General features: G+C 46.4%; 13 protein-coding genes and 1 pseudogene. 1 reads left to right on the forward strand and 13 read right to left on the reverse strand.

The window, feature by feature from the left end; translation table 11 throughout:
• The first annotated feature begins 79 nt into the window (after positions 1-79).
• Entirely contained in the window at positions 80-976 is an 897-nt protein-coding gene (locus BLV33_RS27690; RefSeq protein ID WP_090799565.1) for a LysR family transcriptional regulator, read from the forward strand.
• A gap of 201 nt (positions 977-1,177) precedes the next feature.
• Here the strand turns inward: BLV33_RS27690 and BLV33_RS27695 are convergent, their stop codons facing one another.
• The 13 genes and pseudogenes from BLV33_RS27695 to BLV33_RS27755 all read right to left on the reverse strand — a co-directional run bounded on the left by BLV33_RS27695 (position 1,178) and on the right by BLV33_RS27755 (position 12,682).
• Positions 1,178-1,507, reverse strand: a complete 330-nt coding sequence (locus BLV33_RS27695) for a hypothetical protein (protein WP_090799566.1) — start codon at positions 1,505-1,507, stop codon at positions 1,178-1,180.
• 127 nt (positions 1,508-1,634) lie between these two features.
• The gene (locus tag BLV33_RS27700; RefSeq protein WP_366414868.1) at positions 1,635-2,177 is read right to left on the reverse strand and encodes a transposase; all 543 of its coding nucleotides are present in this window, start codon (positions 2,175-2,177) and stop codon (positions 1,635-1,637) included.
• Between the two features lie 14 nt (positions 2,178-2,191).
• Positions 2,192-3,082 (reverse strand): class I SAM-dependent methyltransferase, encoded by an 891-nt coding sequence (locus BLV33_RS27705; RefSeq protein ID WP_090799568.1) that lies wholly within the window; start codon positions 3,080-3,082, stop codon positions 2,192-2,194.
• Between the two features lie 48 nt (positions 3,083-3,130).
• Positions 3,131-4,564, reverse strand: a complete 1,434-nt coding sequence (locus BLV33_RS27710) for an MDR family MFS transporter (protein ID WP_090799569.1) — start codon at positions 4,562-4,564, stop codon at positions 3,131-3,133.
• A pseudogene (locus BLV33_RS27715) lies at positions 4,561-5,478 on the reverse strand (NAD(P)/FAD-dependent oxidoreductase). Before BLV33_RS27715 ends, BLV33_RS27710 begins: the two are co-directional and overlap by 4 nt.
• Positions 5,479-5,535: 57 nt before the next feature.
• Entirely contained in the window at positions 5,536-6,021 is a 486-nt protein-coding gene (locus BLV33_RS27720; protein WP_090799571.1) for an RrF2 family transcriptional regulator, read from the reverse strand.
• Positions 6,022-6,367: 346 nt separating this feature from the next.
• Complete coding sequence (locus BLV33_RS27725) at positions 6,368-7,000, reverse strand: LysE family translocator (RefSeq protein WP_090799573.1); 633 nt, start codon at positions 6,998-7,000, stop codon at positions 6,368-6,370.
• A gap of 312 nt (positions 7,001-7,312) precedes the next feature.
• On the reverse strand, positions 7,313-7,810 hold the full coding sequence (locus BLV33_RS27730) for a DinB family protein (protein WP_090799575.1): 498 nt from the start codon (positions 7,808-7,810) through the stop codon (positions 7,313-7,315).
• 17 nt (positions 7,811-7,827) lie between these two features.
• Entirely contained in the window at positions 7,828-8,016 is a 189-nt protein-coding gene (locus BLV33_RS27735; protein WP_139305858.1) for a hypothetical protein, read from the reverse strand.
• Between the two features lie 178 nt (positions 8,017-8,194).
• Positions 8,195-9,679 carry an amidase family protein gene (locus BLV33_RS27740; RefSeq protein WP_090799578.1) on the reverse strand — a complete coding sequence of 495 codons (1,485 nt, stop codon included), beginning with the start codon at positions 9,677-9,679 and terminating at the stop codon, positions 8,195-8,197.
• Positions 9,680-9,915: 236 nt separating this feature from the next.
• Positions 9,916-10,467: a hypothetical protein gene (locus BLV33_RS27745; protein WP_090799579.1), complete on the reverse strand. Its 552-nt coding sequence runs from the start codon at positions 10,465-10,467 to the stop codon at positions 9,916-9,918.
• 233 nt (positions 10,468-10,700) lie between these two features.
• Positions 10,701-11,492 (reverse strand): SDR family NAD(P)-dependent oxidoreductase, encoded by a 792-nt coding sequence (locus BLV33_RS27750; RefSeq protein ID WP_090799581.1) that lies wholly within the window; start codon positions 11,490-11,492, stop codon positions 10,701-10,703.
• 179 nt (positions 11,493-11,671) lie between these two features.
• The gene (locus tag BLV33_RS27755) at positions 11,672-12,682 is read right to left on the reverse strand and encodes an AraC family transcriptional regulator (RefSeq protein ID WP_090799582.1); all 1,011 of its coding nucleotides are present in this window, start codon (positions 12,680-12,682) and stop codon (positions 11,672-11,674) included.
• Positions 12,683-12,906: the final 224 nt, after the last annotated feature.

Here is a 12,906-nt window from a genome sequence, read left to right on the forward strand (position 1 = left end):
TGGTAAGAGCGCTTGAAACGGAAGTTCAAACAAGTTAATATGGTATGAACTAAGAGTTTATACAAAGAGGTGTCTTTGAATGAATGAACAATTGAACACGTTTATTCAGGTGGCAGAGACGGGTAGCTTTTCAAAGGCAGCTGAAAAACTATTTGTTTCTCCAACCGCAGTGATGAAGCAAATGAATTTGTTGGAGAAGCATGTAGGAGTTCCTCTTTTGATTCGCACGAACCATGGTGTTGTGCTCACCGAGGCCGGAAAGTCCTTTAGCAAGGATGCGGCATTTATGATGCAGTACTTTCAAGAAGCCCTGCTGCGTACACATCATGCCGCACAGACAAGTCAGTTTGTTATTCGCGTGGGAACTTCTATGCTTAATCCCTGCAAGGTTTTGCTAGATTTGTGGAATGAAATCAGCGACCAATATCCGCAGTTCAAAATCAACATCGTCCATTTTGAGGATGATGTTTATACGCTCCCAACCACTTATCGTACAATTGGCAAACGTTTCGATTTTATCGTAGGACCAACCCTTGCGGAAAACTGGAAGGATTATTTCCGTGTACTTGAGCTCGGACGTTGTCGATTTTGCTTTGCCGTATCTCGCAACCATCGGCTGGCTTCCAAAAAAACATTGTCCGTCAAAGATTTGTATGGAGAGAAGTTGGTTGTGGTAAACGGTGGAAAAAGTTCAGTAATTGATGAAATTCGTGATTTTTTAATAAGGAACCATCCTAAAATCAAAATTAAAGATATTCTGCGACTTTTTGATCTTGATGTATTCAACCGTTGCGAGGAAAGTGGTTCTGTCCTCTTAACATTGGATGCATGGGCAGATATTCACCCGTCCTTAGTGACACTCCCTAGCGATTTGGATTTCACAATACCCTATGGTTTGCTATATCCCTTACATCCATCCGAAGATGTCAATCAATTTTTAGGAATCATTAAAGAAATGCAATCTAAGCACAGTTAACCGGCGCATAATGTAGTTTTTCCAGATCTAGGTATGCCTTATACAATGATTAATTTCGTTTTGAAAATGAGGAAATCACTAATAAATCACATTCCTTTTGTAATTAAATTATAACTCCATTTGTTGTACTCTTCTGCCCGTTACTTCAATAAGGCTGCCGATTTATATAACACGGCAACCTCATCTGATGTTTAGAATTATCTAACTGTTATTGTCCTCATATCCCCATCGTTCCAGAAGCCAGCCATATTCTTCTATATCCTCCTTAGTAAGTCGGTCCAGTTTCATTTTTGCAAGGAGAACGAGTTCTTTGCGACCTGTGTACTCGAAGTCCTTGTAAATTTCCTGGTTCTTTTTATGGAATAGGTGGATTCGCTCAGTTAGTTCGAAATATGGCAATTTCCCTTGTTTCCATTCTATGAAAGATTGATACAATGGCTCCAAGGCTTGTTCAGTTACCAATTTGTGATACTCATCAAGAAGTTCACGTTCTTGCTGTTTTTTAAGTTTGGAATTAAACTTTCTCTCCATCTTGTCAACCTCATTGTTGTGTATTTAGCTCTCGTACCCGTTAGTTCCGAAGGCTACCGATGATGCCGGCAGACTGTCTGTGTGATTTATTTATTTAGGGTATTCGGATTTTATGGTGGAAAAGGGCTTATAATTCGCCCTTCTCCAATTTCTCAATCAAGGTGGAAAGATCGATACCGAGCAGGGTTGTTTCTTCTGGTTCACGAATAACAGGTAGCATTTTGAACATCGGGAAGTTTTCTTCCAGTACGTAGTCATCGATCCGCCGCTGATACTTAGGCTTCCGTTGTTTTGCAAGCCCCTCTGTAAAAAGTATTTTGGCTCGTAAAACTTCGAATGAATAGCCCCTACCTAAACGGTTAATGACACGGATAAGGCTATTCAGAGACTCCGTATAAGCGTTGGTGACGCGGTAGTCGAAGTAGGCGAATATTTCAGCTTCCCAGTTATCCATAGCCTTTGTAAGAGGCTCAAAAGCGGATTGTAGTTCTTTTGGTATCATAGCTTTCCAAACGTGGTATTTGAGGTATGCCATTTGTCTGCTGTCGCTATCCCACAAAGCAAAGTTGGCTGTTGACCCGTAGCAAGCAGGCACGTTTAGAAAATAGACGACTGCTTTTCGGTACTCGGCCGGCAAGTGATCTCTGATTTTTCTGAAATGAATACGCAACCCCCTTGCCGGACTCAGATCTCTCTCGTGTACATGTTCAGATCTTGCAATTGAATCAGTACTTTTCCAAAACGTCCGCCTTCATGGATGACGACTTTTCCGGACGGATAGGCTTGCTCCAAATAGTCGGCAATGATGTTCCGATTCCGCTCATCAACAGGCAGACGGTGATGGCCAAGCCAAGTCATCGCTTCCTGCAACGCCGCTTCTCTGGAGACTTCCGTCGTTTTCGCTTCCCGCGTGATAAGTGATTCGTATGCATAACCTTTAAGATACAGCAGATGCAGCAAATATCCCATTTCCATAAGTTTCGTATGGTAGGGCTGACCAGTGATGAGCGGCCAAATTTCATTCACTAGGCTGTGCTCCGCAGGAATTACGGGCATACTGATATAACAGAACTTTCGAGCGCACTGGAGCACCTTCTCCACGCTCTCCCAATTGTGAATGACCGGGCACATCGAGACAAAGACGAGATCGAAGGCCTGGTTCCAGCCCTTGGCCTGAACATCAATATCTTCAAACTTTTCAGGAATAATCTTCACCTGGTCTTCGGCGAAGTTTGATATGTTTTCTTCCAGCAATTCGATCAGCGGGGGAGAAGTCTCTATGGCGGTTACACGGGCCCCTCGCTCCGCAAACGGTACTGAGAATACGCCCGATGCGGCGCCAATATCCAAAATGGAGCTGTTTTCGAATTGAACTCCTTGTCCTTCCAGCCAGTTCATGATTCGTTTGGTTCGCTTTCTTCCTTCTTCGTTAAACGATTGTTCGTTGAAGGTCTTGGCCTTATGGTCAAATGATCTGGCAGGATCGATTCCGGCCCTTCTCATCTTGTTTACGACGGTATCGGAATCGTCTTTCCATGCTTTTTCCCAAATGGATGCATTGAAAAAATCGTTCATGATCGTTCCTCACTCTTTCCTTTTGGTTTATGGAACCGGCGGTTATTCTCATCCTGCCGCCTGTTCATGCTTCGGCGATTTCCCTTTACGAAGAAAGAGACCGAGTACGAGCGCAACGAGAGCGATGATGCCGCCGAACCAGAACGCGTTGTTGATACCGGCTGCGAGTCCATTGGCGATTTCCGCCGGAGCCTGCGGATCGCTCGCTCCGCTCAAGTAATGCTTCTGTCCGCCCGACATAATACTGATGTACAGGGCAGTGCCGATTGCGCCGGACACCTGCTGCAGCGTATTCAAGATCGCTGTCCCGTGCGGGTGCAGATGGTTTGGCAACTGGTTGAGCCCCGCTGTCTGTGCGGGCATCATGACTAGCGCGATGCCAATCATCAGTGCGATGTGAACGGCGACGAGGAAACCTGTGCTCGTCGCTTCGTCGAATCGGGTGAATTGCCACAACGAGACGGCGGTAACGGCCAGTCCTGGGATGATCGTTACGCGAGGCCCAAACTTGTCAAACAGCTTGCCTGAGATCGGGGCCATGAACCCGTTCACAATCCCGCCAGGAAGCAGGATCAAACCAGACTTGAATGCCGTTACCATGAGCACGCCTTGCATAAACATCGGAAGCATGATCGCAGATGAGAAAAATGTCATCATAAGCACAAACATCAGCACCGCGACAAGCGCAAATGTCGGATACCGAAACGCCCGTAAATCCATGACAGGTTGCTTTAACAATAGCTGTCTCCAGACGAACAGCAACAAGGAAACACCGCCCGCAGCGATCGTCCAGGTGACTTCCGGTCCCGACCAACCGTGTTCGCCAGCACTGCTGAACCCATAAACGATTCCGCCGAAGCCGATCGTCGACAACACGATGGATAAGAGGTCCACTCGCGGTTTGGTGACTTCCGTCACATTCTTCAAGACAGCGGCTCCTATAATAATGGAGAGCAGCGCAAATGGTATCACAAGGTAAAACAGCCAGTGCCATGATAGCCCGTCAACGATTAAACCCGATATAGTGGGGCCAATCGCCGGCGCGAACATGACGACGAGCCCAAACATCCCCATTGCGCCTCCGCGCTTTTCCGGCGGATAAATGGTCATGATAATGTTCATTACAAGCGGCATCAGCATGCCGGTTCCTATCGCTTGAATAATCCGCCCGACCAGCAGCACGCCGAATTCCGGCGACACCGCCGAGGTGAACGTACCGACGAAGAACAGACTCATCGCCGACAGAAATATTTGCCGGGTCGTGAACCATTGCTGCAGGATTGCCGTCACCGGAACAAGCACGCCAACAACGAGCATGTAGGCGGTGGATAGCCACTGGCCCGTTGCAGCAGACACACCAAACGATTTTATCAATTCAGGAAGGGCATTGCCCATTAGCGTCTCGTTCAAAGCGGCGACGAACATGCCGATAATCAGAGCAAACATGATCGGACCGCGCTTTATATTATTTAAATCGATCATCCGTTTTTCCCCCAAGCCTCTGTATTCAGTTCACCGTTAATGACCGCGGCGGCTAATGCGCCCATCGAAGCCGCAGCTATGGCCTGATGCATTCGCGATGCTGAATCCCCGGCGCTATATACGCCCGGAATGTTCGTTTTTCCGAATTCATCGACAACGATCGCCCCCCATTCCGTAATCTCGCATCCGATCGTTTGTGGCAAGTCCGATCCTGTAACCAGATCCGGTTTGAAAAAGATCCCCGTGCATGGAACGGTCGTCCCGTCTTCGAGAATGACTTGCCGAACGATCCCGTCGCTAGAGTCGATGTGCCGGATCGGCGAGTCGAACAGAGGCACATGTTTCCGCTGGAGCTCCTCGCGCTCGGCATCTGTCAGTTCATCGGGGCCATTCGTGCAGACGGTAAAACGGTTCGTCCATCCGGATATGAGTGGAGCGAAATGCATAAGCTCAGACCCCCTATTAATGATGACAAGCGGCTGATCCCTTAACTCCCAGCAGTCGCAATACTAGCAGACGAAAGCGCTCTTCCCGTATACCTCCGCCAGTCCCGGAATGTTGAGCGGCCGATCCTTCATGCCGACGGCAAACAATACCTTTTTGCTTGCAAAAGTTTGTCCCTGCTCCGTCTCAATTTGAAACTGGCCGTCGGTTCCCACGATCGACACCGCCGTATCCGCCACGAATGATACGGAGGGATAGGCGCTGATCTCTTCTTTCGCAATTCGCCGAAACTCACTCGGACTGATCCCGTCGCGGGTAAGAAATCCGTGGACCTCGCGAGTCACAGCGTTGCGGGGACGGCTTTCATCGATTACAGCAACCTTTTTCCTTGCCCTCCCAAGCACTAGGGCGGCGTTCAACCCAGCCGGTCCGCCGCCAATAATTGCCACATCGAAAAGTTGTTTTTCCATTTATAAAATGCACCTCCATAGATCTAGAATATCCATAATTAAAACACAAAAAGTACATCACTTCTTGTTTACTTCATGGTTGCAACGCTTGAAAGCCTCATCCAGTACCGACTGGATCGTGTGTTCCCGCAAGTATTGATACAGATGCTGTTCCGCGCCGTCCATCACCTTCTCAACTAAACATTCGCTCTTTCCTGGATGTTTTTGATCTTGCTGTGCATTCCCCTCTTCAGCTAACAACCGATGCTGCTGTGATTTTGAATTTGAGCATTCAAACATCTGTTGTCTTCCTTCTATCACTTGAATAACATCAAGAAAAGTTATCTGTTCGGCCGGACGTGCAAGCTCGTAACCTCCGTTCGCCCCCGGCACCGCACGTACGATTCCATCCTGTCTCAGCTTGGACATGATTTTGGATAAATAGCTTTCCGAAACGCCAAGTGTCGTGGATAATTCCTTGATTCCGATGTTGTTGCGACGCTCCGAGTGACCCAAATGAATCAAGGCGTGCAGGGCGTAATCTGTACTTTTGGAGAACTGCATGTTTCCCTCCTCCCTCCTAAGATTAATATTAATATGGACCTACAATGTCCATAATATACGATTTGACTCCAATTTGCAATGACATTCTTGATCCGAACTTCGCTTCCAGTGGTGAGCGAATCTGGAAATCACATCAGTGGTGGCTGTCTCGCTCTCCTTATGTTGAAAAAATGAAAATTCATGCAACGATTCTTATTGTCCGGAGGAGAGTTATCCAAGAATTTTCAACCATATAATCCGATTTTATTAACAATGTCGCGAAGAGCTTTTCCACCACAAATTCCGAATAGCCTTTATTTAGTTCTTGTTTTCCGAGAACGTAATTAACAGCTTTATAATCATTACCTTACTGTCTGCGTTCAAAAGCAATACGTATAGCAAGACCAGTCAAGACACTTCCCATGAGCCAACGCTGCACCCGTAACCACGTAGGACGCATACCAAACCAAGCAGCAATCCTGCTAGCTGTAAGCACAATCAAGAGGTTGACAGTAAAACTAACGGTTATTTGAATAAGACCCAAAGATGCGCTCTGAATTAACAGTGATCCTCGTGCAGGATCTTCAAACTGAGGAAGTAGTGACACATAGAGGATAGCAATCTTGGGATTGAGCAGGTTGGTCATGAAACCCATCAGAAATAACTTCTTTGGCGGGTCAATAGAAAGAATTCGAGGCGACAGAATAGATGCAGCTCCAGGCTTGATGGCATTCCAAGCAAGCCAGAGTAAGTAGGCAGCACCTGCGAGCTTGACTGTTTCGAAAACAAATGGAACCGCAGTAAAAAGAACCGTCAGCCCTAACATTGTTGCAATAATGTAAACAAGAAAGCCAAGCATGACGCCAAGAAGAGAGATAATCCCAGCCAATCGCCCTTGCGTAATAGAACGAGAAATTAGGTATATCATGTTAGGACCAGGAGAACAAACCATACCAAGCGAAACTAATGAAAAAGCTAACAAAGTACCGAAACTCACCATGATTTTTCTCCTTAATGTATTCTGTCCAGTTATTCATATCAAGACCATCTTTTTTACCAGTCTATATTCCATTATGATTAGTGTCAATTCCGTCATGTTGCGTTATACTGCCAGTTAGCTGAGCGGATATCAACTGTTTTATTTTATCCTCAAGATTGCTTCGTCGGGAATGAGTACAAGTTCTTGTCACCCGACAACAACAAACATTCAGACGACATTCTATCACCTGCATATGCACCCCTGATACGAAAAAACAGTCGCAGAGTACCGGCGGTCATGCCGATGCCCTGCGTCTTTTCGGCGCGTCTTAGTTCATTTGCCTTCCTCGTCGGCCGAGGGACCGTAGAGGCCCGGCACCGGAATATCGAGAAGCCGCAAATAAACCCCGAGCTGCGCCCGGTGGTGGACCATGTGGCTTAATCCGAAGGTGCGAAGCGCGATCGCCCGCGGTTGGCGCAGGATGATATGGTCACCGTTCCGCAAGGTCCATTCCTCGCCGAGCGTTTTCTCGTCGCATTCGGCTAACAGCTTTTCAAGCTTGACGATGTTCGCGTCGAATTCCTCCAGCACGTCTTCGCGTCTTTCCAAAGGTTCCCGCCGAAGCGGCACGGTCGAAAGATCGAATTCCGGGTAAAGAAAAATCGCGACTTGCCAGTTCAGCAGGTTGATCAGGTGCGTGGCCAGCCCGCCCAACGTCATCGATTTCACGTGCGGCTTCCACGTCATATGCTCCTCGGGCAAGCGCTCCAGGATGCGGCGCGTAGTGGCCAGCTCATTCATGGCGTCTCCGACGATCAGTTGTTTCATCATAGATTCCCTCTCTTCCCTTATATGGCTAGCATACTATAAACCCGGTCGAGTGGAAAGGCTTGTCTCGGTCGTTCGGCATCGGATGACGGTGCGACATGCAGGGCAAACATACGTCCGTCCTCTGCATCCGCGGGCTCAGCCGTCCCCGTAAACGGCCGCCGGCTCCGGCAGCGGCCGGCCGATCGGATTGACCGCCACCCCCTCACTTTGCCCCCTCCGTCGGTGATCATCACGGCATCCTCGGCCACTGAAAAACGGACTGATTTTGTCTCCTTTTTTTTCAACTATCGTTCCTCGTTAGCGTAATCACGATGGTTAAGTCCAATGCACTGACATGGTCAGTACGTAGTTGTTAAGTCTAATGGTGTCATTGGGAAACAGTACTTACATCAATTCACCCAGATCTGGCGGACGACGGAAAAGTGTTGCCTGCTCAAAACTATAGGCGATGCTGATTAGTGTGGGCTCACTGAAAGCCCTCCCGGAAAAGACAACACCAAATGGACCCTGTGTCGAATCGCCATCCACATCAATTGTTCCTTTTGCTGAATAACCGGCGGGCACCGCAATAAGAGGATACCCTAACCGGGCAGCAATGTACATGCCATCAATGTCACCGGGTAACATTAATGCATCTAAGCCGTGTTGGTCTAGTGCATACTCAATCCCTTGCGTTACAGCCGAATGGTTATATTCTTGACGTTTAAATTGATAGGTTGTCTCGTTTAGCGCATTTTGTTCCGAGCGAATCAGATTGTCTTGGCCAAACTTCAATGCGGAAGCAGCGTGTTTCTGATTATAAGCAATCAGTTCTTGAAGAGAATGCACGGGCATATCCGAGTTCAATTTCGATAAGTAGCGATTCAGGCCTGTTTTGAATTCGTAACAGATAACATCATTGTTCCATGGCTGCTGTTCCAAATAGAGGTCCACAGGATCGATAACTGTAGCACCTTGCTCACGCAGAACATCGATGGCGGATTCCATGATGGAAAGTCTTTCTTCATCCAACGACCGATAGTAATGTCTGGGAATCCCAACACGAGCTTTACGCAGAAAGTCTCGGTCGAGATAAGTTGTATAGTCATGTAAAGTACGATGTGGGCTAGTCCATGTTGCCTTATCGTTTTCGTCAATCCCGACGATTGCCCCGAGTAGAATCGCTGCATCAGTGACTGTTCTGGAAATTGGTCCTGGTGTATCCTGACTTATGGAGATCGGGATAATGCCGCTGCGGCTCGCAAACCCTACAGTAGGCTTTATTCCGACGAGAAAGTGTTGGCTGGCCGGCCCAATAATCGAACCTGCGGTTTCTGTTCCGATCGCAGCTGCTGCCAGGTTTGCCGCTACGGCTGCAGCCGATCCTGAACTTGACCCGCTGACGAAGAGCTTGCCAGGTCCATATGGATTCAACACATATCCGCCTCTGGAACTGTATCCAGCTGGCATACGGTTGGACATAAAATTCGACCACTCGGTCATATTTGCCTTACCTAGAAGAACTGCGCCGGCAGCGCGCAGCTTTGCGGCTATGAACGAATCTTCAGGAGCAAACGATTCAGCCAATGCGATTGAACCAGCGCTCGTATGCATCCGGTCGTGCGTATCGATGTTATCCTTGAGCAGGATTGGAATTCCGTGCAGCGGCCCCCTACTACCTGTTGTATTTCGCTCAAGGTCAAGATTCCTTGCGATTTCAAGCGCATCTGGATTGATCTCTAATACGGCATTGATCAAAGGATTATACCTATGAATACGTTCGATATATGCAAGAACGAGGGCTTCGGAAGTGCATTCACCCGTAGTCATTGCCTTTTGCATGCTCACCAAATCGGCTTCCTGAATCCATTCTTGCAAGTTGATTCTCATATATTTAGATACCCTCCAGTACTGGTAAATTTTTCAGTAACAAGTAGTATGGTACTATACTGACTTACCAAGAGTATAGGGAAAGTTTCGTTTTGATAAAGAAAGTATCAGTTTAGCCCTTTTCCTTTATTTGTAACTAAAGAAATCTGCCCGTTAGCAGAGCAATGAAAAAGAGCTGCCTGCAAATCCAGCTCCTCAACTATCGTACCCGTCCAACGTCTGCATAAAATTAGTCTTTACTGAACGAATTTTAGCCTCCGTTCATCAAAAGTCTTTTCGTCAAGTGTACCGAACCCGTATCCGTCGCTAATTAACGATTTAACTGGAACAAGTGGAGTTAAGACAATTTTTCTTTTGCCATCCTCAATAGCAGTTACGATAAAGAAGTAGTTCACTCCGTTTATGTGATATTTGTCCTCCTTATATACTTTAAAGTCAACAGCCACATAAAAAATTTGAGGAGCGTTAAATGATTCGATATAACGAGAAGGTAAATAAATCTGTCCGTATTCATAGGGTATTTGCTTCGAAGCGACAAGATGAGCTTTTTTGATATTGAATATACCAACCATTTGTTTTTTATTTTGCTTGTTGTTGAAAAAATCAATCAATTCATCCCGTTGACCCTTAACCCACAAACCAGGGATGTCAGACCAATTCTTTTCATTTATTGATTTGATGTAACTTGTAACTAATTTTTCAGCGGACGCATCTTTTGCGTAAACTAAATTAGCCGTAAACATGTTCAAGCTAAGTAAGAGTAATAACGAAAATATTCGTATTTGCATTTAGGTAATCTCTCCCAATATATTTCTCAGTGGTAGTATGCCCACAAATGCTGACAATTTGTAACAGGTATTATCCACAATCCTGCCCGTTACTTCAATAAGAAAAGAGGAACTGCACCAAGCAAGCTCCTCCACTATCGTTATCAGTTAGCTTAATATTGCTACGATAATATATAGGAGCTTCCTGTTGTTACGCAGTTATTAAACCTTCAACAGTCGAAATAGAGTTTATGTTAAAAAATTGTAGGCACCATGCCCCCGTCCATACGGATTGGAGAACCTTTAAATGCGGATGCATAAGGGCTGCATACGAATGCAGCCAGCCTGCCTATTTCAAAAGGCTTGATAAACCGCTGTATTTCGGATTGGGGCAGGTTTGCAGCCATAAATTTTTTCTCTTTATCCGAAAATGCCATATCATCAGGAAACAAACTTTCAATGATTTGATATACATTTTCGGAAAGCGTTGGTCCTGGCATGATCGTATTGGATGTGACTTCCGTTCCTATCGTTAGTTTAGATAAGCTTTTTGACAGTGATAATAACATAGATTTGGTCATACAATACTGAGGCATTTGCCCTGAGGGCATAATCGCTTCTTCACTTGCAATAAAAATTATTCGTCCATAATTGTTTTTCAACATTTTAGGCAAATAAAATCTAGATAATCCATTAGCGGCAAGGACATTCGTTCGAAAGTATTTTTCCCATACTTCATCGTCAACGTCCTCATATGACATGATTTCATAAATACCCATATTGTTAACCAGAATATCAACATGGGGATATTTCTCAAATAAAGCTTCTCTTTGCTGCATATCCACAATATCGGCTGTAGCATTCTGAGGAGAAGTGGACGGGAACTCCGACTTCAATTCATTTACCGTTAGTTCTACATCTTCATTATTCCGTCCATTAACGAGGACATCGACGCCTTCTCTTGCAAGTTCAATGGCAATTGCTTTCCCTATACCTTTCGTCGATCCAGTTACTAAAGCTGTTTTGCTGCTTAATCCCATATCCATAACATATTCTCCTTTGTTGTCATTCGCGGCAAGCTGATTTTGTGCTCCGGATAGAGATTATATTACTTTGTTTGGATTGTTCGGTAACTAGCGTACAACGCCAAATTTCTTGTTTAACCCGCCAAATAATGAAACCCGGAAAATGCTATCCCTATGTAGAACGGGTTAGGTTGGGGATTCTATGACGGCGGGTTTGCCCCTAAATATTCGGAACGCCAATCTGAAGGAGTATTGCCTTCCCAAAGGCGAAAGGCGCGGTAAAACGAGTTCTGGTCTTCATATCCAATTAAGAAAGCCACTTCTTTTATATCGAGCTTGGGGTCTGCTAAGTATTCTCGTGCCTGTTCATGCCGAGCCTGTGACAACAGCTGCTTAAAAGTTGTCCCTTCGTTAGTAAGACGGCGCTGCAGGGTACGATCGCTCATGCCCAACTCACTCGCCACAGCCCGAATGTCAAGGCGCCCTCCGGTTAGGCTGCGCTTCAAGATCCATTTGACCATCTCGGGGATTGAACGGCTGCGCTGTTCATCCAATGATCGGTCCAAGACGGGAGTTAGGATCTCCAACAACTCTTTGTTATATGAAATAAAGAGGCGGTCCAGATCTCTTCGATGCAGCGTCAATCGGTTATTGGTTGCACCAATCCGGATAGGGCACCCGAAGTAAGCTTGAAGGGCCTTTACATCGCCCATCGAGTGAGAAAATTCCACGGATCGTGCAGTTAAAGGCTGGCCCGTGCCCCGTCGCCCAAGCTCAAGAAGAAAGGCCAGCGTGGTGCCAACCAACACTGGCGGTCCGGGTTGCTCGCTACGCATCCATTCTAATTCGATTGTACAGCGTTCGCCCTCTTCGGTTATACGCAAGCTTTCGGGAGGGCACAGTTGTTTGTACCGGGCCATTCGGTTAAGGGCGTCGCGATAGTCACGAGCATGGTAGGTCGCTAAGACGGTCGGTGGGTATTGTGTCGTTTCAAAGACGGTTACAAGCTTGATGATTCCGATGGCCGTGTCACCAACGAGATCAGAGTATGCTTGCCAGATTCTGAAATATTGGGCGGCGGTGACTGCAGCTGGTTCTGTAATAATGGTGAGCGGCAGCCGCGCTTTGCGAGCTACGTCGTGTGGGGCAATTCCTAATTGTTGTAATCCCGCCCAAAATCCCGGCGGTAATTTTATGCGGTCAGATTTCATCACGTATGGATCTCCTTTTGTTGCTGACCTATTCGTTCCGGCTATGATTAAGTATACATAAGAAAGTTCTTATCTTTATTAAAGACATTTACTTTTCTCTACGTATCAGATACATTATTTTCACTCTAAACTGCCCGTTACTTCAATGACAAAGCAGACCACCGCGGCAGTCTGCTCATTTTCACTATCATTTCTCGTTAGTGCAATCAGCTAATTGGTCTTCC

It is taken from the genome of Paenibacillus sp. GP183 (genome assembly GCF_900104695.1).
Lineage (GTDB): Bacteria > Bacillota > Bacilli > Paenibacillales > NBRC-103111 > Paenibacillus_AI.